General features: G+C 62.4%; 12 protein-coding genes and 1 tRNA gene. 4 read left to right on the top strand and 9 right to left on the bottom strand.

Annotated elements, in window-relative coordinates; all coding sequences use genetic code 11:
* Positions 1-7: 7 nt before the first annotated feature.
* From ACFC0O_RS35945 to ACFC0O_RS35955, 3 genes are all read left to right on the top strand, one after another.
* Complete coding sequence (locus ACFC0O_RS35945) at positions 8-595, top strand: TetR/AcrR family transcriptional regulator (protein WP_375966039.1); 588 nt, start codon at positions 8-10, stop codon at positions 593-595.
* Positions 596-818: 223 nt separating this feature from the next.
* Entirely contained in the window at positions 819-1943 is a 1125-nt protein-coding gene (locus ACFC0O_RS35950; protein ID WP_375966487.1) for an AI-2E family transporter, read from the top strand.
* A gap of 107 nt (positions 1944-2050) precedes the next feature.
* The gene (locus ACFC0O_RS35955; RefSeq protein ID WP_375966041.1) at positions 2051-2545 is read left to right on the top strand and encodes a potassium channel family protein; all 495 of its coding nucleotides are present in this window, start codon (positions 2051-2053) and stop codon (positions 2543-2545) included.
* On the opposite strand, the gene ACFC0O_RS35960 is transcribed toward ACFC0O_RS35955, so the two are convergent.
* A complete protein-coding gene (locus ACFC0O_RS35960; protein ID WP_375966490.1) occupies positions 2526-3647 on the bottom strand; it encodes an acyl-CoA dehydrogenase family protein in 1122 nt (373 codons plus the stop codon). The genes ACFC0O_RS35955 and ACFC0O_RS35960 overlap by 20 nt on opposite strands.
* Positions 3648-3777: 130 nt before the next feature.
* Positions 3778-4779 carry an AraC family transcriptional regulator gene (locus ACFC0O_RS35965; protein WP_375966044.1) on the bottom strand — a complete coding sequence of 334 codons (1002 nt, stop codon included), beginning with the start codon at positions 4777-4779 and terminating at the stop codon, positions 3778-3780.
* 150 nt (positions 4780-4929) lie between these two features.
* Here ACFC0O_RS35965 and ACFC0O_RS35970 point away from each other — a divergent pair.
* A tRNA-Met gene (locus ACFC0O_RS35970) sits at positions 4930-5003 on the top strand.
* Positions 5004-5697: 694 nt separating this feature from the next.
* Here the strand turns inward: ACFC0O_RS35970 and ACFC0O_RS35975 are convergent.
* The 7 genes from ACFC0O_RS35975 to ACFC0O_RS36005 form a co-directional block, all read right to left on the bottom strand.
* Positions 5698-7461: a hypothetical protein gene (locus ACFC0O_RS35975; RefSeq protein WP_375966047.1), complete on the bottom strand. Its 1764-nt coding sequence runs from the start codon at positions 7459-7461 to the stop codon at positions 5698-5700.
* Positions 7462-7607: 146 nt separating this feature from the next.
* Entirely contained in the window at positions 7608-8441 is an 834-nt protein-coding gene (locus ACFC0O_RS35980) for a phospholipase D-like domain-containing protein (RefSeq protein WP_375966049.1), read from the bottom strand.
* Complete coding sequence (locus ACFC0O_RS35985) at positions 8438-10243, bottom strand: hypothetical protein (RefSeq protein ID WP_375966052.1); 1806 nt, start codon at positions 10241-10243, stop codon at positions 8438-8440. The genes ACFC0O_RS35980 and ACFC0O_RS35985 overlap by 4 nt, the downstream gene beginning before the upstream one ends.
* 13 nt (positions 10244-10256) lie before the next feature.
* Positions 10257-13712 (bottom strand): DEAD/DEAH box helicase family protein, encoded by a 3456-nt coding sequence (locus ACFC0O_RS35990; RefSeq protein WP_375966055.1) that lies wholly within the window; start codon positions 13710-13712, stop codon positions 10257-10259.
* Between the two features lie 147 nt (positions 13713-13859).
* Positions 13860-16235: a hypothetical protein gene (locus ACFC0O_RS35995; RefSeq protein ID WP_375966057.1), complete on the bottom strand. Its 2376-nt coding sequence runs from the start codon at positions 16233-16235 to the stop codon at positions 13860-13862.
* Between the two features lie 141 nt (positions 16236-16376).
* Positions 16377-18596: an MBL fold metallo-hydrolase gene (locus ACFC0O_RS36000; protein WP_375966060.1), complete on the bottom strand. Its 2220-nt coding sequence runs from the start codon at positions 18594-18596 to the stop codon at positions 16377-16379.
* A complete protein-coding gene (locus tag ACFC0O_RS36005) occupies positions 18593-24889 on the bottom strand; it encodes a hypothetical protein (protein WP_375966062.1) in 6297 nt (2098 codons plus the stop codon). Before ACFC0O_RS36005 ends, ACFC0O_RS36000 begins: the two co-directional genes overlap by 4 nt.
* Between the last annotated feature and the right edge of the window lie 621 nt (positions 24890-25510).

Below are 25510 nucleotides of genomic sequence, written 5' to 3' on the forward strand. Positions count from 1 at the left end.
AGTTGCAATGAGCCCTGACGCGCCGCTCGGTCGCGGACCCAAGGTGCGCGCGGCCGTATTGGCCGCCACCGTCGCCGAGCTGGCCGAACTCGGCTACGCGGGGTTCGCCGTCGACAATGTGGCGCGCCGCGCCGGGGTGCACAAGACCACCGTGTACCGGCGCTGGCCGGACCGCGACGCGCTCATCGCCGATGCGCTCGCGGACAGTGCGGCGGCCGAGATTCCGCTGCCGGATACCGGTTCGGTCGAGGATGACCTGCGCGCACTCGCGCGCGGTCTGGTCGCATGGGTGAAAAGCCGTGGGGGACAGGCGGTGCTGGCCGTCATGGTGTCCGAGACCGCCGGTTCGGCACCGCCCCCGAATGTGGTCCGGCATGTCTTCCGCGATCGCATTCGCCAGGCGTTGCCGATCGTCGTGCGCGCCACCGAGCGCGGGGAACTGCCCGCCGATACCGATCCGGTGGAGCTGGTCAAGGCGCTGGTCGCGCCGATCTACTTCCGCGCCTTGATAACCCGCGAGCGGCTGACCGACGCGACGGCCGATTCGGCGACCCGGCTGGCATTGGCCGGTGCGCACGCGGGGGTATTCGGGTGATGCGGACTGCCCGAATTGCCGGAATCGCTCGATGGTGTGGGCGGCGTCACCGGCGGCGAACGTGCTCCATGGTTTCTCATGCGCACCGTGCCAGACTGTGGGCGTGAGCGAGCCAGCGAACGAGAATGACGGGGTCGGGTCCGCGAGGGCGTCGTCCGAACGGGATGAATCGGCGCGGGATGAGTCGGTGCTGACGGAATCGGCGCGGCCGGAATCCGGCGGAGTGCCGCACGCGCCGAACGCGTCTGCGACGCTGCCGGATCGCGGCGCTGTGATCGGCAAGGGCCTGCTCTGGCTCGCCAAATGGTCGCTGTGCCTGGTCGCCATCGCGGCCGGTGCGTGGGTGCTCCAGATCGTGCTCGGCAAGCTCTGGGTCGCGGTGCTGCCCGTGGCGCTGGCGCTGGTGATCTCCACCGTGCTGTGGCCGCCGACGCGATGGCTCGTGCAGCGTGGTCTGCCGCCCGCCTTGGCGGCCTCCATCACGACGCTCGGTCTGCTCGGCATCCTGGCCGGGGTGATCGCGCTGATCGTGCCGTCGGTGGTCGATCAATCGCCCGCGCTCGCGGATCGCGCCACCGAGGGCCTGCACAAGGTGCGCGACTGGTTGCACGGACCGCCGCTGAATATCGGTGACGAACAATTGAATTCGGCCGTCGACGCGATCGTGAGCAAGGTGCAGTCGAGTGCCGAGCGCATCGCCAGCGGCGTCTTCAGCGGTGTCAGCACCGCGACCTCGGCGATCGTCACCCTGTTCCTGGTGCTCATGCTGACGTTCTTCTTCGTCAAGGACGGCCCGCGCCTGCTGCCCTGGCTGCATTCGATTCTGGGCAGCCGCAGCGGCCGGCACGTCGAGGAGGTCCTGAACCGGATCTGGGTCACCCTGGGCGGCTTCATCCGCACCCAGGCCCTGGTGAGCCTCATCGACGCGGTCCTGATCGGCGGCGGCCTGGTCATCATGCACATCCCGCTCGCCGCGGTGCTGACCGTCCTGACCTTCCTCGGCGGCTTCATCCCGATCGTCGGCGCCTTCGTCGCGGGCGCCCTCGCGGTCCTGGTGGCCCTGGTGACCAAGGGCCTCACCTCGGCCCTGATCGTCCTGGCCATCATCGTCGTCGTGCAGCAGCTGGAAGGCAATGTGCTGCAACCGATCCTGCAAAGCCGCAGCATGCAACTGCACGCCGTCGTAGTCCTGCTCGCCATCACCGTAGGCAGCTCCCTCTACGGCATAGTCGGCGCCTTCCTCTCCGTCCCGGTCGCCGCCATCGCCGCGGTGATCATCCGCTACATCGGCGAACAAATCGACGCCCGCACCACACCCGAACCCGCACTCGAGGATGCGACCGAGTAAGCGCCTTACGCCAGGAACTCCCACCTGCGACGTAGCATTTCCCCATGCCGAAACAGCCTGGTGGGAGCGGAGTTTCACGGCGCGGACGCCGATCGTTCTATCGTGCGATGGCGCGCTCGCTGGTGACCGTCACGGCATTCGCGCTGGCGTATTTCCTGCTGCCGTTCGATCGGCTCGACGATGTGCCCGCCTTCGTCCTGCTCACGGCCGGGCTGGCGGTGGTGTTCGGGCTGTGCGTCTGGCAGGTGAGCCGGGTGCTGCGGGTGGATCGGCCGATCGAACAGGCCGCCGAAGCGCTGGCAACGGTTTTCGGGGCCTATCTGATCGGCTTCGCCACGGTCTACTACCTGCTGAACCTCAATGACCCCGGCAATTTCGGGGTTTCGCTGACCAAGCTGGATGCGCTCTATTTCACCGTGACGGTGTTCGCCACCGTCGGATTCGGGGACATCGTGGCGAGCAGCCAGCTGGCCAGGGGTTTCGTTCTCGTGCAGATGATCGGCAATCTGCTGCTGCTGGGCACGGCCCTGCGCCTGATCACGGGTTCGGCCCGGGTCCGGCAGCGGCAGTTGCGATCGGGTACTACAGGGTCCGGCCGATGATAAGCTTCATGATCTCGTTGGTTCCGCCGTAGATCTTCTGGATGCGGGCGTCGGCGTACATGCGCGAAATGGGGTATTCGGCCATGTAGCCGTAGCCGCCGAAGAGCTGCAGGCATTCGTCGGCGACCTTGCACTGCTGTTCGGTGAGCCACCACTTGGCCTTGGCGGCCGTGGGCACATCCAGTTCGCCGCGCAGATGCTTGTTGACGCAGTCATCGGTGAAGGCCCAGGCGATGGACTTGATGGTGTCGCATTCGGCCAGGGTGAACTGGGTGTTCTGGAAGGCGAAGACGGGCTTGCCGAAGGCTTCGCGTTCCTTGGTGTACGCCAGGGTGACCTCGACGGTCTTCTCGATCGCGGCGGCGGCGATGACCGCCAGGATCAGGCGCTCCTGCGGCAGCTGCTGCATGAGCTGGATGAAGCCGATACCCTCCGCGCTGCCCAGCAGATTCGACTGCGGCACACGGACATTGTCGAAGAACAGCTCGCAGGTGTCCTGACCGTGCTGGCCGATCTTCTCCAGATTGCGGCCGCGCCGGAAGCCCTCGCGGTCGGTCTCCACCAGCACCAGCGAGACGGTGTCCGCGCCCTTGCCCTCGGAGGTCTTACAGGCCACGATCACCAGATCGGCCAGGTACCCGTTGGTGATGAAGGTCTTGGCGCCGTTCAGGACGTAATCGTCGCCGTCCTTGACCGCCTTGGTCTTGATGCCCTGCAGATCCGAGCCGGTGCCGGGCTCGGTCATCGCGATCGCGCCGACGACCTCGCCGGATGCCATGCGCGGCAGCCAATCCTGCTTCTGCTGTTCGGTGCCGTAGGCGTTCAGGTAGTGCGCGACGATCCCGCTGTGCACGGGATTGCCCAGGCTGGGGGACAGCCCGCGCACCTGTTCGGTGAGCACCACGGCCTCGTGCGCGAAGGTGCCGCCGCCACCGCCGTACTCCTCCGGAATGCTCAGGCAGAGCAGACCCAATTCGCCCGCGCGGTTCCAGAGTTCGCGGTCGACATGGTGCTGGCGGGCCCACCGGTCCTCATTGGGGGCGCATTCCTTCTCGAAGAACTTGCGCGCGAGATCGGACAGCGCGTCCAGGTCCTCGTCCATCCACGGCGAGCGGTGCAGGGCCACGAGTGAACTCCTCTGTTCTAAGTAGGCTCTGCCGTGACGGTAAGGCGATATGCCCGGTTTCCCAATGACCGCCTCGCTCGACTTCTTGACCGGAACGCTCAGCCGCTCAGTGCTGATAGGAGCCGGGCGGACTGCCGGTCCAGCGCCGGAACGCCCGGGAGAAGGCGCTGGGCTCGGAGAAGCCGAGCCGCCGGGACAGCGCCGCCACCGTTTCCTCCCCGCGCACCAGGCTCGCGATGGCGGCGTCGCGCAGGATCTGTTCGCGGATCTCGCGCAGCGCGGTGTGCTCCTCACGCAGTTTGCGGCGCAGGGTGGGCGGGCTCATGGACAGTTCGGCGGCGATGTCCTCGACCCCGGGCCATTCACCGTCCAGTCCGCGCTGCAGGATATGCCGCACCCGCGCGGCCAGCGAGATCGAATAGTCACGCGGGCCGAGCACCCCCGACGGTGCGTTGCGCAGGAACTCCAGCAACTCCTCCTCGGTGCGCCCGATCGGATGATCCAGCAGCGCGGCATCGAAGATCAGCGTCGGTTCGGCGGCCGAAAACACCACGGGCGCACCGAAAACCACGTCGTAGTCGTCGACTTCGGGATCGCGGGCGTATGGCAGTTCGACGCGGCGCAGCCGCAGTCGCCCGCCGATCAGCCACGCCAGAAAGCGATGCGTGATGACCAGCATGGTGTCGATGACAATGCCGGGCGCGCGATCCGCCCCACTCATATCGAACCCGACGCGCGCCTCCCCGTCCCGCTCGGTGAGCGAGGCCCGCGGCAGACCGGGCAGTGACCGCCGGAAACTCTCGAACCGGCGAATCGCCGCCCCCAGCGTCGGCGCGCCCATCAGCCCGAAACACACCAGCCGCAGCGTGCCGCGAGGCATGGGTTGCAGTCCGAGCCCGAGCAATTCGTCATCGGTGGCCCGCCACAGCTGCTGCACCACCCGCACCGCCTGATCGATGGTGACCCGGGATCGCCCCTCCGACAACAGATCCGGCGAAATCCCCGCATCGGCGAGCATGCCGCTGATATCCCACCCACGCAATCCGGCGAGTTCGACAATGGCCCGAACTCGCTGGATGGGCAGGGTGCTTCCGGCCTCGGCAGACATCCGCCCGACCGTATCAACCTGCCCGAAGCGCGCTGACGCCGCGGCGGCGAATTCGACCGCCCGCTACCGGTATCCATTCGGATAGCTCACCGACCCCAATCGCCCGTTTTGGTATATCCACCCCGCCCCTGTACTGTTCATTTCACCCGACGCGGGGTGGAGCAGCTCGGTAGCTCGCTGGGCTCATAACCCAGAGGTCGCAGGTTCAAATCCTGTCCCCGCTACTACTGAGAACGGCCCGGAATCATTAGGTTCCGGGCCGTTCTTGCGGTGCTTTGGCATCGGGGACAACCCTGAGCGTGATGGGTGTGGTGCTGTCGCAAAGGTCGCGGATACGAGATCCATAGATGACCGTCGGATTCCGCAGATTTTTGCGCGCCTCCCCAGTCGATGTTGCGGACGGTTTTCGGTTGCAGCCCAGCTGGTTTCGGGGTCGGTATCCGACCGGCCTGGTAGCGGCTCGGGCAGCAAGGATGTTGTCCTCGCAGGTACTGTGATTGCCCATGGTGGTTGGCGGCCGTGTCAAGTCGCATCGGATGCAATGGTCGTATATGCGAATGTTGTTGAAGGGCTTGATCTGTCCGTCGATGAGGAGCTGAGTGTAGAACTTCACCAGCACCGGTGCGCTCAGTGTCGCCAGCTCACCGTCGCCGAGACGGGAAACGACGTAGGTCCGCACGAACGCTTGCCATTTGTCGTAGATAGTGGTGTCGACGATCGTCTCGACGGCGGGCAGTCACTCCTGAATGGGGAACGCGCGGACGGTGAGCATCAAGCGGTTTACGCGCTTGTTCTGCTCGACCGTCTTCGCGTCGCAATAGCCAACCCAGGGTAGCGAGAGCCTCCAACGTGTTGCACCAGCAGCGGGGGTTTTAGCAGTTTGTCCGTGTTGTGCTGTTGCAGGCAGTGCGTTCATGTCTACGTCGTGGCCTTGCTCCTTGTCACAAACGGGTGTGCGGCAACGGTGCGGTGCAGTTTTTCGCGCCATTGACCATCAAGACTGCCGATCTGCAGGGCGGTCTTTCCCATCGTGCGGCAGAAATCATCCTCCTCTGCTCGGACCTGCGAACCCTCGGCGGCAAACTTTTCCAAAGGGCGATCGCTGGCGACCACGAGGTCGAGTATCAGGTCGAGATTGCAGGCGCGACGGTTTACCTTTGCGTGGTCGGCATCATTCTCGGCGTGGACAACCTGGAAGCCGATCGCTGTGAACCCAGCTGCTTGTAGCGCGCTGAAGAGCGCGACCCACGCCATCGGGTCGCGATTCGCGTAGGAAAGAACGAGGTGGCCATCGGGTTTTAGGGCTCGTCGCATTTCGAGGAACGCTTGGGTGAGGGTGGCTTCGTAAGCGTCTGTGTCGACGGCATCTGCGGATACAACTGCCTCGCCATCGACCCGCGAGGTATCCAATCCGGCCCACGCTCGGAAGATTTCAGAGAGTTCGCCATATTTCACGTCATCGTGATACGGCGGATCTGTGCAAACCAGGTCGAATGAGTTGCTCGTGGCAAGAAGTCTTGTGCTCGATCCGACGACGACTCGGACGTCAACGGTGCGAGACCCATTCGAACGCCGCTGTCCAGCAGGAAGTGGCCCGACCACTGAGGGACTACGTCCGAGGCGTTCGGCATACCAGTTGCCCGCTTTTGCGAGATGAGCCAACCGGCGTCCGACTGTACCTCGCCCCGACCGCGGAGCACCCCACACATTCGGTTCGGCGGACAAGGTTGTGACGTTGTAGCGATGATTGGCCATTGCCTCGTAGGCCTTGAGATAGCGGGCGTCCCATCGGGACAGGTAGCCGGCCATTTCGACCGAACCGAGCACTGCCGCATGAAGCGCGGAAGCGACAGCTTTGTCCCCTGCGGCCGCAGAGTCGATTGTGTCGACGAGTGCGTTGATTATCGCATTCTGTCGGCGTGGCATTACCTGGTCCCAACGTGTCATTCCGTAGCGGCGGAGCACTGTGGTCTCAGTACCTTGCATGATCGAGGGAAGGCAGCGCTGGTTGGGCCATGACGCGTCGGCGGCAGCCACGAGTTCGTGGGCGCTTGGAGGTCCGAACTCGCGACGGCCAGAGGTGGTGCGTTCGACAAGGATCGGCGTCCAGCGGATCTTTCCAGCGTCCCAGATTCGGCCGGAGTAGCCGCATCGGCAATGGAACTTACGGCCCTTGGTGTACCGAGCACCCGGATCGATGATCCGTTTGCAGGTCCGGCACCGGGTACGCCGATCCGCAGGGCCGAACTGGAGGTGGCCGGACGGGCATGCCAGCCAGCCGACCTTCCCGCCCTGGTCGACGCGTTCAGTAAGACTGACGATTCCTGACGGAAACAGCCGTACTGCGGCGCAGCACTTCGGGCAGTCTTTCACTGCAACCCTGAGAGTGTGCGCCACTGTGGCTGGTGTGCCGTCCTCGAACGACGTCGAATACGCGGCCTCGAGAAGGTGCGCTACCGCCGTCTGGAGCCGATCCACTGCAGGCTCCAGTCGATCGGCCTCAGGAAGTGAAAGCATTGTGGTGAGGTTTTGAGCAGCCCACAGATTGATGTCTTGGGCATAGACGCGATGGCCGCGTAACAAGGCGGCCAAGGCAATGACACCACCGCCGGTGAATGGATCTGCGACGACGAGTTGACCCGGTTGGTCGACATTGGCGGCGTCTATGAGCGCTCCGGTCACGGCCTCTGTACGCCGTGCCCACCAGCGATAAGTGATTAGAGGCGGTAGGACGTTCTGCCGGGACCGGGCTTCGGCGCGGGCCCTGGTGTTGACTTCGGCCACGTCGAGGTGGCGGAGCACGCTTCGCCGCGCATCAGTGGTAACCATTATCCGTTTCTACTATGTCGGGTACCTATTGTCCGGACGATTGGCCTGTCGGGCGGTGTAGCAGTGAATTGGCCGGTCGCTTCGAGCTCGCCGAGGAACCTGACGAACCGCTCCGATTGACCTGTGGTCAACTCAACGCCTGCCTCGATGTGACCACGAAGTCCCCATGACGTCAGATTCGCGGTACCGAGGTAGCCGATCTGGCGGTCGGCGATCACGAACTTGGCATGCAACATGCTGGGCGAAGGGCCGGTGAACCAGCGCAGCGCAACCGGCCCGGTGTGGGCGAGTCGATTGAGGTGGCGCGACAGCGTTGCATGGTGACGATCGTCAGCAGGAATGTTCGCGTAGATGACCGTGGTGATAGCGCGGATCTCGAGCGCCGGCCGAAGCACCTCATCAAGGCGTTCGAAGCCGTCATGGTTCCAGAAGGCGCCTCCCAGGTGCAGTGTGCTGGTCGCGCGACGAATCACGTCGAGCACCAGACTGTCAAGGCGTTCGGAATCGCCTATCGATACGTCTTCACCTGGTGCTGAAAGTACTAGCCGCGGCTCAGTAGGGGGTTTCGAGTCGGGCATCGAACTGGCCGCCAGCACTTCGCAGACGATCATCAGCTCGGCTGCCCGGTGCGGCACTGGGTAGCCGTCGTCGGTTACAGTCCCGGTACGGATCAGTTCATGGCGCAGGGTATACCCGATGTCGCCGGTATCTCTCGGAAGAGCCTGTGTTCCGCTGCTGAGTATCCGAGCTGCGAGGCGAGCGGCTCCCTCGCGATTGCCCACCGTACTGGCGAGCAATTCGGCGAGGGGAACGAGGTCAACAATCCCAGTCATTGTGTCGCGGTTCGCTGGCGCGTCCACAACCAGAAGCGGCGCAGTAACTTGCGGTCGAGCTCGGCGTTCCACACTCTGCAGCCGAAGGACATGTACAGGCAACGATCGCAGGCGGCGTGGGGTCGTAAGCTTGAGGTTTGCGAACATAGCGGATCGTTGTCGCAGTGGTCGATCGCATCTGCGGCCCGCTCGAGCCAAGGTCCGATCCGGCGGCGTTGCACGGTGTCGAATGCTCCGAGAGTGAAGTCGGCATATGAGACCACATAGATGGCCGATGTCAGTGCATTAGGGACGATCCATTCGGCGAGGCTCGACTCGCCGAAGCCAGCTTGACCGTCATCCAGAGCGCGTAGCAGAGCATGCGAGGCAGAGTGCACGAGGCGGCGAATAGCGTGGGCGCTGGAGTTCTCGTCATCACGGTTAGCCAGGATCTCGGCGATTTTCAGCTTCGCATCGCGCAGTGTGGCCGGGGTTGTGCCTGTCCACAGGTCGGCGTGCTGTAAGAATCCGAGGATCATCTGCGCATCGAAGGTGATCAGCAATGCCTCTGTGTTCGCTGGTACAGCGAAGATAGGGGTCTTGTTGTTGTACCGACGAGCCGCAGCGTACGTCTTCAGGTGTGCCTGACCAGGCTCTCGGAATGCTCGACTGTATCCGTAACTGGCGGTCACGATCGGAAAGCTCTGTGTGACGGAGATGTCCTCGATGCCGAGCCCGGCGACCGCCTTGGAAACAGCGGACGCGGTCGCACGCGCCACCGTTCCAGATGAGGCCGCCACGACATCGGCGAAACTGCGGCGGTCGGTGATGACGTTGCGGTCGAACAACCCCGCACGTTCTACCATCAGCCGTTCACCGGCCATTGCTATCACATTGATGTCGACATCACTCATAATCGCGGGCGGACCAATAGTGGTCGGCGCCTGCCGCGAACGGATCACATTGATGGTGTGCTCATCGATACCACTTTTCCGCAGTGTGGCCTCCGTCTCGGCCCACTTTTCCGCCGTCATACGTGGGCTGGCGGCGGGCTGGTCCAGCTCGGTGAGCGATGCGGCCAGGCTCTCCTGATCTCCGAGCCAGGATGCGAGGGCGACGACTCCTCGGTGGGTGTTGCGTTGAAGGTTGTCATAGGTCTGATTCGAGGAGATGTTGAGGATGGTGAGGCCGTGGGGATACCAGAGGCGCTGATCGCGTGCTGTGTATCCCTGGCGGTAAGGCGTATATCGGCCGCAGTCACAGGGGGTGAAGCGTGTGCTTCGTGCGCTGCCGCAGGTATGACACCGCCAGGATGATGCGCGGAATGATCCGAGATCCTCGAGGTACATATTTTCTGGGTTTTTGCAGGTCGAACACGTCGGTGTATAGAGGGGTTCCATGGCTCCACAGTTGTGGGCCGTAAAGTATCGGAGCTGTCGCATTTTCGAGGAGCAGTGCCGACAGCGGAGCTTCCCGGTCTCTTTGGTATCGGTAACGAATTGGTCCTGGCGCCACCAGCGCCGGACACGCCTACAGGAGGAGTTCAAACATTCGAAGGTGAGGGGGATGACTTCCCAAACCACTTCCTCCGGCCTGATGAATACGAATTCGTCGCGGTTCGTCCGCGGGTTCGGCAGACCTATTTGGTCGCGATGCCAACGACTGATTTCGTTTGCCAGCTCGTCCAGCAGGACTGTTTGGTTGATTTCGCCGCTTACACGGCGTCCGTCGACGTGTTGGACACGCGCATAAAAGCCATCGTCGTGAGCGAAAATTGCGCCGGGCAGGTAGCGATAGAGAACCTGGGTGGTCGAGCGCTTCAACGTTGGATCCTCCTCAGGCGTGCAGGCGGGAAATGACCTGTTGGGCATGGTTCCCACCGCGGAATTCCGCTGGCAGTTCCACATCGCGCAGGCTGGTCATGGCAGGGCCGGTGAACAGCTCGGTGAGCCATTCAGACTGCCACTGTTGGACGCGTGGAAGTTCAATCTCCTGCCAGCGGCGTTGGGCGTCGTTTACGAGCCGTTGTTCGTCGGCATACATGACGACGCCAGGAACCGGGCAGCGATAGGCCCTTGCAATTCGTTCGGAAATGTGAGGTAAGAGGGCCGCAGCTCTAGAGTTCCACCATCCTTTAAACCGGTTGGTCTTGCCGATATTCTCTGTGGTCTCCCAGCGCGGGTCTCGGGTCTCGTCCCACAGCAGCGCGCAAACGATGCCGGGCAGGGTTCGCTCGATAGCGCGGCTCGCGAACCGGTTGACAGGTACTGGTTCGACCATGCGTTCCAGGGCTGCGTGGGTGGTAAGGAAGCTCTGGTACATCGATGTCTCGCGACGGTTGTTCCGATCGAAGATGTCAATGACAAGCCCCACATGCCGTCGGCCAGCTCGTGCGGTCGCCTGGATGTAGTGAGCGTAGGTGGGCGGCATCCCGGCGAGGATCTCGAAGTTCAGTCGGTCCAGATCTACACCGTGGGAGACGACAGAAGTGCCCACCAGGCTGCGGATACGTTCTGCTCGATTCACGGTGGGACTGGACGCTTCGATCTCGGCGATGATCGCAGCGAGCTCACCCAATGGTGACTCGCCAGTGAGGTATTCGGACCGGACCCGGTCGGCACCAGAGTTGATGAGGTCTTCCGACAGGCGATTGAGATCATCGACGATGTGCACCCCGTGCGCCTTGGAGTTGACGTAGGCGAGCGCGAGCTCGTATGAGAACAGCATGGTTCTCGCCTCGGCAGCGGTGAGTACAATTCCGGCGTCGGTCATCTCAGAGAGCAGGGGACCCGGGTCGTCAGTGAGGTGGTGGATGTGTTCGACAATGCGGGCGGTCACCTCACCGGTGAGGTCGACTTTGACGGTGCCTCCCCCTGAGGGCAGTAGGCCGAGATAGAGACGACGAACATCGTCGGTGACCGTCGTGTAGAAGGAGCGGTCCAAAGTTCCACCACCGGTTGGGAACATGCGCGGACGGCGGCCGTAAACCTGGGAGAGTTGGTCCTCAAACTGCTCGATGGTGGCGGTGGCGGCAATTACTTTGGAGGGCTCATTCTGTGCACCGCGCGCGAGCTCGGCCAACAAAGTATGGTAGTGAGCAGCGAATACCCCGAGTTCTTCTCGAATGAGATGCAGCTCATCTTGAACCCACAGCGCCGGTGTGGGGTCCTTGAATCCAGCGGGCTCCATGTGCGTCGATGGCGTGGTCGAACAGTCCTCAGCAATGCATTTTTGGTGTGTGTACCACCCGTGCTGTGGGCACTTCGCGCGCGGGCCTCTGTTGATCGCAGTTAATTGGCCGTTGCGGGCAAAGGCGCAGACTTTGTCGACGGTCGATACTACGACCGAGGACTGGTAACGGGTGGTCTCGTCGTCACTGGCATGGATCGACAGCACATTCTCGCAAGTACGACATACATGCAACAGGCGCTGGTCGGCGAGATCGCATTCCAGGCCGACGCTGTTGTCGTCGCCGCAGGCGGGACAGGCACCGACGAGTCGTCTCTTGTCGCGTTCCGACTGCGGTTGCCTGGCAAAGCTCGCGAGGCCTGGCCACCAACCGTGGGTGTCTGGATAAGCCAATCGGTTCGGGGTGTTGCCTGAGCCAACGAAGTAGCCGAGCGTGAACGAGTCTCCGGGAAGGTCCCGTGTAGTACGGACAATCTCCGCGTGATGCAGTATTGCGCTGATACGCGAAAGTTGTTGTACTGACAACATTCGCAGCGGGAACAGCAGCCACGCGCTGGTTCCTCGCTCCTTGCCACGAAAGCGGTCGTAAAAAAGAGCAACGACAATCAGTCCGAGATATGCCTCGGTCTTGCCGCCACCCGTGGGAAACCAGAGGACGTCAACTGCGTCGAGTTCGCCGCGCAGACGCGGATCGGTGGGATTCTCCCGACCAGCAAGGGCTGCGAGTTCGGAAACGATGAATATCAGCTGGAAGAGTCGCCATCGTGCAGTCGAACCGCGGGCTGCGGCGAAAGACTGGTTGGCAAGCTCGAAGGCTTGGGCAAGATGTGGATCAGTCCGCAATAGGTCTATTCCGAGCTCGAAACGATGGACCTCGGCTTCGAATTGATCTCGGAGGACTTGAATTTGGTGCCGCTCATCTGCGGTTCCAGCCGCGCTGAAGTCCCAGGCACGGTGGAAACCGCGCATCTCCGCGCTCAGCGAATTCAACGCGGCGGTCCAATTGTCGGCGAGATTCCCGAACGAGATGTCTGTCGGCTCGCTGGAGACGGTTTGGTGCTGGGTGTGGATCGGTAAAGTATCGGCAATCACTATATTCGGTGTGTCTCCTGAACGGGCGACGCAACCACGTCCCCGGCCGACAACTGTTGCGACGGAGGCATAGCGGCAGTCGTCGTCGGCAAACCCAAGTCGGCGGGGTAACAATTCGGGCGAGTCGATGGAGACCGACAGCGTGGTGTCATAGATGGCCATATCCTGCAGGCCGCGTGCTTCGATCACCAATGCATTGGTGATCGATACCGATACGGCAGTGTCCCCGCCTACGGTGGGCAGTGTCGAGACGGTCACGCTGGGTATCGGTGCAATTGGCGCCCACCGATGATCGCGACGCGAGTCGACTGCCTGACGATATGCCGCCTCGGTGCCTGAGACTGTGGCCACCGGAAGTGTTTGGTTGTTGGTCAGCTTCCCGAGTGCAGTGCCGCTGGCGTAGTGGTCCGTCACCGCGTTTTGTGCGTCAGCCGCCAAGGGACAGCCCCCGGGCAATTCACTGCTGATGCGTGTGTACTCGTCCCCGGTGACGGGGATTGACATCGGCATGCTGACGTAACGTTGGTCGCGGTACCAGGTCGGGTTGAGCGTGACTGTTTGGCGGCGACGAGAATTTCCGGAAGCCGAGGCCGTCAGCCGCGCAGCCTCTTCCGATACTTCGGTGAAGGCCGGCAAGCGTGGCTGGTAGATGGCATAGCCGACCTCGAGGGTGAGATCGACGGTAACCGGAGCTCCTTTAACCACGAAATCCAAACCGATGACTCCGCGGTTCTTGACTGCGGGGGTTGTGGCCGGAGGGGTGGCGCCGCTATTTTCGCCAGCGTTGGATCCGGTCGATGATGTGACCGTGGCACCAAGCACGCCGATGCGGACTCTTTGCTCAGGGGACCAAGGGAATGGGTGCTCGCCGCCGGACCGGTCGGTCAGCGCATCCACCAGTTCCGCGAGGACATGCTGGACGAGGACTTCCTCGGCCCGATTCTCCCGACTCCGGCCGATACTGCCGGGCGGGATGTGGGTACCGGTGTCGTGTGGAGTGACTGCGGTCATGTCGTCCTCGAACAGTGTGCGGTTGAGATCGAGTCGGCGTCTCCGGTCAGGCGATCCAACTCTCAGGGCCTAAGAAACGATGTCTTTGGTTGTGCGCCAAGGTGTTCCGCACAACATTACTCTTGGCTGCTGAGGGTCAGTGCTGGTTCACTGGATCAGCCCCGCGAGGCGGGTAGGTACGTCCGTGGCGTTGCCTACGCTGATTACCGTGACCACGAGGAACTCGTCCACGAGCTCGTCAGCTCCATCTCCGACCAGGCGACGAAGCTTTTCCAAGGCATCCTCGGCGTGCCCCGACGCCAGCACTTTCACAAAATAGCCGAGTGAGCGGTGCAGGGAACGGAGCCGCCCAGCGACCCTTTGCAGCAACAACAGGTCGGGAGCGGGTTGCTGGGCGGCTCGAAAGACGGCAGTGATATCTCCAGGCACCCGAGGGGCGATGGTGTGGCCGCTAGCCCACATTTTCAGCTCACCGGCGGCCTGCGCGCCCGCATCGCGCACCGCCGCTATCGCTAACCGCTGCGTGGTATGTGTCTCCAGCACAGAGCGTGCGGCCCTGCGGAACTGTCCGAGGATTGCATCGAGCGAAGCGACATCGTCGTTGGTGTGACTGAGGGCTACCAGGCGTGCATGCGCCGAGTCTGTGCCGTCACCGGCTGGAACGACGATTGCGTCGCCTGGTCGGATGTCTCGTAGAGGTAAATGCCGGTGGCTGCCGGTAACCACGAGTACAGGCGTTGCCAGTTCGCCGTATTGGTCGTTCTCGTTGGGCACCCACCAGGTCTGTCCGTTATCCAGCAGTATCGGTACACAGTTGCTGGTGGTTTCGAGATCGTGCCAGTCGCTAGATGCCTCCCCGACAATTGAAGACAGGTCGATCACAGTGTCACCGCTGTTTAGGACATCAAGGATCGACAATTGGGGTAGGTGCAGTTCTGGCAGGTCGGGCGGCGTGTGGTGGATCTCGGTGGCCAATACTGGGCCGGCGACCGAAGAGGGCTCGGCCGCACCGAGTACCCGGTACATGTTTCGCCGCCACACATCTGTTGTGTCGTGCCATCGACGTAATTGGTGCCGCAGGATAATGTCTTCGACATCGTAGGCAAGCAGCCAATTTTCGTCGGCCTCGCCGCTGAACAGCAGTGAGAAATGCCGCGGAGGAGGGTTTCCGGTAAGGATTTGAATACCGGCGTGCCGGGGCGGATACCGCTTAGTGAATGTGTCGATCTCGACCCTCGCGCTGATACGCGCCCATAGTGCGATCTGCGCGTTGGTCCGAGTCTCACTGCGGAGCGATTGCGCAGTGGCCACGGCCGCTGCAGTGCTGTGGCACCGGACTAGGATTCGGCCGCAGTCGGCACGCTCGGCGCGGGCGAGCAGCTCCCAGAGGAGGTCAAGTTTCGGATTGGTTTCGTCGAGATTCCGCCACAGCGTTTCCACAGCAACCTTGAGCTCGCCCCATCGCGCGACGCCCCACGCATGCCACGGACCGGTGCTCGTGAACGTCAGCCCGTTGAGAACACGTAGCAGGGTGGTGGGGCCCTCGCCGGGGCGGACCGCCAGGGCGCAGGCTCTGCGGTAGTGGTTTACTGCCGCGGCTAATCGGGTGCCCGAATAGAGCAGCTTGGTTGGGTAATCGAGTGTTTGCGGCATGAGCCCATCCGGCCGTGCGCCCAAGCAGTCGAAGGCGCGGGCGATCGCAGCGTTGATCTCGGTGCCACCGGCGCGATAGATATTGAGCGGTGGGTGCTTGTCGCGCCACAGCATCCACATACTCGATAGCGGACTGGGTTCGGGCTTCTGCTTGTTGAGTTCATACACCAACTCTTTCACCTCTGTATCGGTCACCGGGAGAACGAGCGGTGCCGAACCAGTCGCGGTCACGGCTTTCACGAGCGATTCGTCGCCGATATCACCGACTACAACCGTCGAAACAGCTGAGTGGGTCGACGCCCATGCGAGCATCCGCGCTCGGCTGTCCGCGTTGGTGATCGAAGCTGCATCGATAATAACCAGTGGTGGGTTACCTTGCGGCAGTGCGGGATTGCCGACTCGAGTATTGAGATAGACAAGGGAGCTATCTCCCGAGCGGAACGTAGTGCCGACCACCGGAACCAGTTGTCCACTACGGGTAAGTCGCTGTGCCGATAGCGGGTTGTCTCGGTGAAGAGCCAAATTGCGGTAGTTGCGCATCTGGAGCTGCCGCACTTGGTCAGTCAAGTCGACGTCGAGCGCCGCAAATACAACCGGCCCGGCAACCAAAGGTTGTTGCAGGCGTAGAAGGTGCATACAAATTGCATGTGTCAGCGCGATTCTGTGGCGGGCACGCGGTAGCTGTATCACAGTCACGCGGCGGGGCATCCGGTCGATCAGATGACGAATTAGCGCAACCAGCAGTTGGTCGACTGCGGATACCGGTACAGCAACCCCGCCGTCTACAAAGGTGCTGAACGCAATGCCATCCAATCCTCTATCTGTTTTTCTGGGCAGCAATAGGCTGACCAGGGACGAATCTTCGGTCATCTGGGAACCTTCATGCCGAGGAGAAGATCAGTGGTTGTCTGACCGTCGTCGACTGAGATCTCGGTAGCATTGATCCAGGCCCGACATCCAGCGTGCAGTACGAGGAGTGTTGTGGATCGGTGGAGATCCCGGGGAAGCTTGTCAACCAATGGGCTGCCAATGTCGGGTTGGGGCAACACGGAACCCACGGCGGGTCAGGTTGTCCGCGAAGTCTCGTTGTTTCGATGCAACCCCGTGGACGAGCATCACCTCCCGTGCGCCGACCTCGGTGATAATGGAGGACAGGCCTCGCCTATCGGCATGTGCTGACAGACCGAACTTCGCCACTCGCGCGTTCACCGCTAGTTCTTCCCGGTCGAGTACGAATGTGGCGCGCCTGGTGGCCTTCGCTAGTTCAAGCAGCTCGAACCCAGGGGATTCCTCGTCCTGGTAGCCTGCGAGTAGCAATGCCGCGTCCGGGTCCGGAAGTATCGAGCGTGCCCAGGTGACAGCGGGACCGGCAGTCAACATTCCCGATGTGGTTACGACGACCCCACGCCGGAACGTGCGCAGCAACCGATCGCGCTCACCTGGCTGCACCGCCGACACTTGATCGCCGTATATCTTCAACGGTCGTGCGGTTCCGGCGGTCTGCTCCTCATAGATCTTCGCGATGTCTTTGGCCATTCCATCGATGAGAACCGGCACATCTGGCAGCCGGTTGCGCAGCGTCAACGCGACTTCCTGTGCCCTCCCGAGTGCGAAAGCCGGTACGAGCACCCGCCCACCGTTCGCCGGGTCGCTGACAGTCTCGGACACTATCCGGACGAACTTTTCTACTTCGGCTTCGCGGTTGGAACTGTGCTGCCCGCAGTACGTCGACTCGATGACCAGCAAATCCGACCCGCGAGCCGCGTCGGGTACGACCAAGCCTGGAACACTGATCTGCGCCAGGTCGGACACATCCCCTGTAACGGTGACCCGGTTCGGGCCAGCAGACACCACCACGCCCGCCGCGCCGAGAATATGGCCGGCAGGAAACAGCGTGACTGTCACGTCGGCAGCAATTTCGATGGCCCGGCCGCATTGCACTTCCCGGATGCGGCGCTGCGCGGCATGAACCTGCACATCCCCGTAGGGCGGCTCCGCCAGCGGTTCATCGCCCCCGACATGACTGCCACGAGTGCGGTCGAACACTCGCACGGAATCGCTCCACATCGTCGGGAGGATCGCTGCGGTCTCCGGGGTGCAGATCACTGGCACAGTCGGGTAACTCGCGGTGAGTGCCGGCACGTATCCGGCATGGTCGTTGTGCGCGTGCGTGATCACGATCGCGGCGAGTGGCTTGCCGAGAGCCACAGCGATATGCTCAGGCCCAGCTTGGTCGATGCGCTTGTTGGCCCGCATCCCGGCGTCAATGAGAAGCCGGACGTCGCCAACGGTCACAAGCATGCAGGAACCGCCGATATCGGTCCCCCCGCCGAGCGGCGTCAGCGCGATCTCTCGTGGCTCACCGACCCACACCTGTTCCACTGGTGCAGGCGGTTCGAGCAGGGCATTCAGTACTGACAAAAGCACGTCAGCGGTTACGTCGGCCCGTGTCAGCGCTGCGGCAATCATCGGGTCAGCTAGCGGCGCCATCTCTACAGGTGGAGTATGGGCGGCAGCTTCACGCTCGCGCGGATCGACATCGATATCGCCGAGCGCCGACAGTTCGGTTGGCGGCGGGAGAATCGCGGCCTTCAATACCTCCGCCGCTGCCAGCAGATCCGTTGCCAGTTCTGCGACATGGGCACGTTCGGCAGCCAGTTCGGCTCGCAGTCCCTCGATGACGGCCTGCGCCTCGTCCCGGTCCTCCTCGGCTGTTTCAAGATCGCGGCGCAAGCTGTCCATCTCGGAACGGGCGTAATCGCGCTGTGCTCTTGCTCGGTCGCGGGCAGTACGGGTCTCAGCCAGGCGTCGTTCGTACCGCTCGAGTCGACGCGTCGTAGCCGAGTCGAGAATGGCCGGTCGGTGCGCGTCCACAACTGCCGATTGTTCACCGTTATCCCCGGCCTTCACAGAGGAGTTTGCCCGACCACGCCGTGCCCGAATCGCCCGTGGATCACGCAGAACCTCCGCGGCTGCGGCGCTCTCTGTGGCGTTCTCGCCCAGCAGCGCCACCACTAGCGGGTGCGTTTCACTCAATTCGCCGTGATAGATCTGCGCAAGTTCCGCTCGCAACGTGCGTACCTTCGCTACGAGTTCCAGCAGCCCGGCCCTATTGGTATGAGCAAACGCCCGAGGGTCAATCTGCTGCCCGATGTAGGCCGACGACTTCAGGGCCGCACAGGCTGCATCGAGAACAATCGCTTCGATCAGCTGCGGCGCGGTCCGGCTCATCCGTGTGCCCGCTTGGTTGCGGCGACCATCACGGGTTCGAGCCGGAACAGCCCGTCCTCGCCCAGGCCGATGAGGACACCTAGTCCGCGGAGCACCTCGATGACGTCGGCAGTGCTGTGATAGCCGGCAGCGCTAACTGCGGCAGGGGTGAGCGCATTGGATTCGTCCTCGTCCTCGCCGCGCAGCGTGAGGTACTCCGCCAGTGTATCGAGATCGGCGCGGTCATCCGCGCAATTCTGTACGAGGAAATCCCATGTCTGGCTCAGCGTGAGGTCGCTGCGTATACCGGATGCCTCGACCAGCTCTCGGCAACGCTCGGAATCCTGCAGGCGTGTCCGGATCTGGCGTAGTGGGTCCGAATGTAATCCTGAGCCATGCTCGGTGAGATCCTCGGCTATCTTGTTCAGCAGGATCGGCCAGCCGCCCGTTACTGCTAGCAACTCGTCGCGAGCCGCATTGTCCTGGAAGGGCAAGGGTGTCTCGGTCAGCCACAGCCGCAAGTCGGTCCGGTCGTATCGGCGCAGCTCGGTCAGCCCAGAGGAGATGTCTGCCTCGCGTGCTGCGACCGGCCACGTCGGTGCCTGCAATGGTCCGGACACCAGCACTATCCCGAGGGTCCCACCGGAGTGAGTGGCGATCAGTTCTCGCGCCTGCCTCCACGTCGCCCATGCCACTTCTCGTGAAACGGGCTTCAAATTGACGAGCACGATCACATGTCGCCCGGCCGCCATGAACATTCCCTGCTGACATTGCTTGGCCAGGGTCGCTGGGTTTGCTTCCCGTATGTGACTCCCACGATGGCCTGAAACTGCACGTTCGTTCTCGTCCTGCAACGCTCTCAGACAGCGTTCGACAGTGAGGGCTGGCGAGCCGACGACGTAGCGTACCTGACTGCGGGTCGCGAGCAGATCCGCGATCTGCTGGGAGGTGAACGGGCCTCGGGTCGGTCCGCCGCCGAACTCTGGCCGCATCATGCTGCCATCGAAGCTTTCGGGAAGCTCGATCGACTCGGCCTGATCAAGTACTGCTTCGACTTCTTCTCTGGCGCCCAGCAGATCGAGAACATTCGGTGTCCGCAGCCGGTATCCACTGGTCGCGTAGGACAACACACCGAGATCGACACATTCATCAAGCAGCGCCCGAAACTCGCCGGCGCGAACGTCTTCGGCGGAGAACCCGGTCGGCCACCAGGTCTCGCATTCGTTGCGCAGCTCACTTGGCGTCATGGTCGCGTCGATGCCCCGGGCGTGTGCGTGCAACGCAACGCTATAGGCGATGATCTTGTAACGCGGATCGAGGTCAAGAGTCCAATCGAACCGCTTGCGGAACGACCTGCGCAGCCCTGCGTCTGCCCACACCTGTTCGACATCGTCGGCGTGCACGATCTGTGGCGGAGCATCGTCCGGCATCGGAGCAGCTTGCAGATTGCGCAGTAAGTGCGCGGCGAACAGCTGAATAAGGGCAGGCTGGTTGTTTGCGAGCGCGAGGACCCGTGCTGCGTGGTCAGTGTCGTCGAAGTGATACCCCAGCGCACGCAACGGACTGGTGAGCAGATCGTAGGCGGCCTGCGGGGCGAGAGGACCGACGCAGACGGGCTCCCCGAAGTGCGCCAGCGGATGATTCGCTAGGCGATCAAATCGGGCAGTTTGGTGGAGTCCGGCGAAAACCACCTTCACTGCGCGCCCGGTTCGCTCCATCAATTCTTTGAAATGGGTCACATGTGTGAACCGCCTGTTGACCGCTTCGGCATCGCCGTCCAAGAATTTATCGGACTCATCCAGCAGTAGAAGGAGTTGCCGTCCCGGACTGGCTGATATCCATTCGGTGATGTGCTTGGTGAGCGCACTGGCGACATCGCCCGCCGGAATATCCGATGGCACGATTTCCCGCCTGGCCAGCAGCGGCCAGAGCGTTGTCCACACCGCCTCGACCGATACTGCTCTGCCGATCTTGAAAATCGATTCGTATATCGCAATCCGGTCGCATTCGTCATCGAATTGTCGAGCTGCCTGCAACAGCAGTGCCGACTTACCGAGTTGTCGGCCGCCGTACACAATGCAGGGGCCCATCATGTCGATGATCTTGGCGCGTTCCTCGTTCCGGCCGTAGAACATCTCCTGTCGAATACTCGCACCGGGGATGTCCGGGGCGAAAGGCGAGGATACGGTGAATGGCAACAGGGTTGACATAGTGATCTCACGACTCGGTTCTGGCTGGCACGATAGATACGCGAAAGCGGCGTCGTCGATCACGATCGTCGTTGGCAGCCGCCGGTCGCTGCGGAACAGACCCGCTAGCTCGCGACGTGAGGCGGAATCGATCGTGCCGAAGTAGAACACCACGACCGAATGATCATTCGGCTCGTTGCGCAGCGTCTCCACGAGTTCACCGGGTGTCGGACCACGCCAGATCCCCAAGAGACGCAATGTGTCGCCTGACGGACTCATCGCCGATCCGAATGCTGGCAGTAGGGCACTGCCTGAAGTCGGCCGCACGCCGTGCAAGTCCAACCACCGACCACGGCGCCCGGAGTGCCCGCGCCGCGCGGGTGGGTTCGTCGCCTTGTCGAATTCGAACCCGACTTGTCCGAGGACTGATCTCACGTTACCGATCCGAGACTCGAACGACCGGGTCTGCGCAAGCTGTATCCACTGCTCGATTCGGACCGCGGCGGTGGTTCCACGGCCGACCTGACTCAGCTCGATCTCGGCGGAGGCCAATAGGTCGGCGAGCTCACCGGCAGGGAGGTCATCGGTCGATGTGCCCGCGTTCAGTGCGCGGCCCAATTGAGTGAGTACAGGGTGGCCGCCAGCCTCGATTCCAGGACAGGTGGCGGCAAATCGATCCGGGAACGCACCGAGAAAATGGGACAGATGTTCAGTGGGGTTGTGCCGGGCGGGCAACTGACCGTTGTTGCGGATCGTGACCTCGTACTCCGCCGCAGTGGTCAAGTCGCCTTTGTCGATACATTGCCGGATCCGATCGGCGGCGTCGACGGGCATCCCGGCGGTATTCAGTGCACTGCGCGCGGCGGTGATCTCTGACTTAACAGCCTCGGCTCGATCGATCTCGATCTCGCCCAGGTCGTCGAGCACGACGTCGAAGTCGCTGCGAGCACCGCGGTGCGGGGATTGACAGGCGCGTGCACGGGTCGTCAGATCTGTCCATGTATCCGCGCTCAAACGACCGTACAACCGGTCGGAGTCGATACGCGCCGCGAGCGCGGCGGCATTCTGGTCCACTTCGGCGATGGAGGCGTCGATTGCCTCCTCGCGCTCCGCCGACAACTGCTGCGCAAGCTGCGGATTGTGAGGCCGCAGCGTTTCGATGAGCAGCTGGGTACCCAGCTGGTCGTGTCGTTCGGTGCGCGCCCTGAATGTCGCGATCCAGCCATCGTCTTCGGTACGCAGAGCATCGAACGCGGCTTGTATGTCTGCCACCTTTGGCGGACGTCGTGGCTCAATCGATGGGAGGAGCTCGACAGCCGGGGCCAGGGTCAGGTGCCCGCCGAGGGTACGAGCGGATGAGGTTTCGGGCCCGTCGACCACCTCAGTGCCCATGAGCAGATCAAGCGCATTGTTCAGCAGTTTCAGTCCAGCATCGGTCGCGGCATCACGGGCCTCGTCCCCGCTGCTGCGCAGCTCCGCTAGTTCGGCCAATGCTGGCTCCCGGACCGCTGCTACCTTGACCTGCAACTCCGCTATCGGATCGGTCATCCATGTCCCACCGCCTGATGACAGCATGTTTTCTGTCGCGGTGACCCATCGGGCCAGTAATTCAGTGACGTCGCCTGCCCAATCACGCAGTTTGGTCCGTGCCTGGGCTTCGATTCGCTTCGCGTTCTGCTTGCGGCCTCGCGTATGTGTTGCCGCCCGGTCCAGGGCTTGCTCGAGACTGCGAGGTGTACGTAGCTCGGCAATCCGGGTTCGGACGAATTCCAGATCATCCGGCGACTGCGCCTGGGATGCAACAACATTGAGCGGTGCACCAAGATAGCCGTCTTCCGGTGCCATCCAGGTTTGCCACAGTTCTGTTGCCGGGCCATATTTGATCGTGCGATTCGGCGCGTTCCGGAGCTTGGCGGCTGCCTCCCGGGCGAAGGCCTCGTACTCCGAAGCAGCTTCAGACGCTTCGATCGCTGCGTTGGCGTTGCGAGGAGTCAGGTAAACCCCGGCGTAGATGGCAGTTTGCAGCAGTTCAGTCAGTTTGCCGACAGAGTCGCCGGAACGTACGACGCTGGTGGCGGACTCACGAAGCGGATCGGATGCGCCAGCGATCGGGGACAACAAACCTGCGCGTACCGATGCCCCGTACACGAGCATCTGCAAACCGGGATGGTCTTTGAGGTCGCTTGGTTCGAGATCCGCGATTGTCGAGGCGAATTCGGCAGCATTGGATCCGGCGGAGGTTTTTATCGCGGCGGCGAGCGCCGCAAGCCGGTGCGCGGCTCGGATCGAGGTATCAGCTTGTTCCGCGATCGTTAGCCAATACGCCAGCGCCAGCTCACCAGAACGGAGCAGCGCGCTATATAGCGCGATATAGCTCGGTGTCTCCATGCCTGCCGTGTCAAGGACCGGGGTTGGGATCCTTGGTGCCGGAGGTGCGTGCTGAGCCGAACTCGGCACTGGGACAATGAGGTCTAACTCGGCGAGCACGTCCTCGAGCCGCGGCTCGGTCGGCAGTCCATGGTGGACTGCACCGGTGTCATCCGCTGCAGTGCCATCACCTTTACCGTCACCGCAGTCGTCGTCGGCTGCGGTGTCCGCGCCGTTGTCATCGTGCGGGGTTGTGGTGGAATTGGTGACGGGGGGTGGTATGACCATGCCAAGCGACTCTGCGGTAGCCGTGGGCACAGTCGGATTACCCAGCACGAACGCGTCGGAGACATTGACGAACGAAAGCAGTGGAATCGCGGCAGGCAGCTTGGCCCTGATCACCCGGTCGAGTTCGTGGGCACGTTCGAGGTCTCGGCCAGCGAGTTCGATGAGCTCGAGCAGCGCAAGGAGCGCACGGACTGTGTCCGTATCGCTATCGATGGTGACCTCACCGGCCAGAGTCTTGACCTGTGCGATGTCATCGGCAAGGAAATCATATCCAGACAATGCGGTAAGACGCCGAACGCGCTCGATCCGCTCAGCGGCAACATCCGCCTCGGCTGCGTTGTGTTGCGCCTGCTGCAGGGCAGCCTGTGCCGCGCCCAGGTCCACAGCCGATTTGTCGGCAACGGCAGTGGCGGCGGCAAGCAGCACGCGCAGATCCCCGAAAAACTCAACGATTCTGGTGATATCCGTTGCCTCGGCCGGGACACCTTCTGCGATCGCATTGGCCAGGGCCGGTAGGACGACAGCTGCGATCGCCTGCCGTTCCTGCTCCATTCGCTCACCCATTGAAATGCACTCAGCCAGCAGCGTCGGATTATTCCCATTACGAAGCTCTTCGGCCGCTTTGGTCGGAAGGCCTGTCAGCTCGGGTGCTGTGGACTCGGACGCACCTGCTGTACCTTCACTGACCATCTCGCCTCTCTCGGGCACATTTATTTCCTCGACGCTGATGTCGCCCTTCGGGTCGTCCACATAGCCGTAATCGCTAATATCGGAGAGGACTTCTACAAGCGCCGCCAGGGGAGTGGGCACTTCCGGCAACAATGGGTATCGCTCCCTAAGCGATTGCCATACCTGCCGGATTGCATCGGTTTGCGCTGTGCTCCAGAAGTGAGGCAGGTCCGCGAGCAGCCAGGCGAGGGCGGCTATATCGCCAGCGTGCCCCATCACGACCATCGACGACCAGGCCGCCGCCCGTACCGCCGGTGTGGACCCGAAAACCTCGATATCGAACACGTCGGAGTCGCGCCAACTCCGATTCCGCGAGCCGAATGCTTCTGCCAGCTCGTCGGGGTCGGCATTGAGGATCGCGGAGAGCTGGGATTCGGTCAGCGTGCCGGTCGTGAGGGTCGCCGTGATGGATCCGTGGAAGAAGTCGTGCAGGATATGTGCTGCCACCTCATCGTCTGCGCGAGCGAGTTTGGTCTGCACAGCCACTACGATCGCGGCCGGAGGTGCGCCAGCGCGAAGCTTCAGCTTCCTGTAGAGGTCGCCGCTGTCGGGATGATCGAGCTTCGGGAGTTCTGCGATCAGGTCGGCTCGGCGGAGGGCGCCAGCTGCCGACTTCGCGATCTTGGCTCGCCGTAGGATCTGGCACTCGTCCGCTGTAAGGCCTATGTGATCGATGGAATGATGCTTCTCGCTGTGGGATTCGGTGCACTGGCTCAAAGGTGCCCCCTTCGTTCGCAACATGACCCACACCCCTTGCCCCCGGTCGCTGTCTTGCTGTCCACGAAGGCCTGTCCCCATCATGTCGCAGGGTGACTCCCTGATGTTGCGAGTCGAAGGAAATCTGAAGGAAAAGACAGGTCACACCGCGGGATCGGCGTTGCGGTTGGAACAGCTGGCACTTGGGAAAGCGTCGCTGAGCGGTGTAATCAAGCACCTGAATCATCGACGTCTTCGAACAGCTCACCGCTGCAAGGGACGTGGGTGTGAGCCAAGCGTATTGCACGATCCGAGTGCCACAAGGATCGGCGAGGCGCTCATAACATGTGCTTGACATCGAAATGCGGCTGGCGAATTCTTAAGGGTCGCTGAGGATTCGACTGGCGGTGACGTCACTCGCGATATGCACTGCAACTGGTTCGCCCGCCAGTGATTCGGGAGCCTTGGTGGATGTTGCGGGCTCATCACCGATGCGGATCTCGCCATGGTCAACATCTCGGACGCGTATCTGGGCAGCGCTAACCTCAACGATGCCGACCTCGGGCGCAACTCTCACTGGTGTGTGTTGGTAGACGTGGACGGGTCTGGCGTGGGCCTCGCCGATGTAGTCCCTCAAATATGTGATCGGGTTGATGTATGACACTC

This window comes from Nocardia sp. NPDC056100 (assembly GCF_042266325.1).
Classification (GTDB): domain Bacteria; phylum Actinomycetota; class Actinomycetes; order Mycobacteriales; family Mycobacteriaceae; genus Nocardia.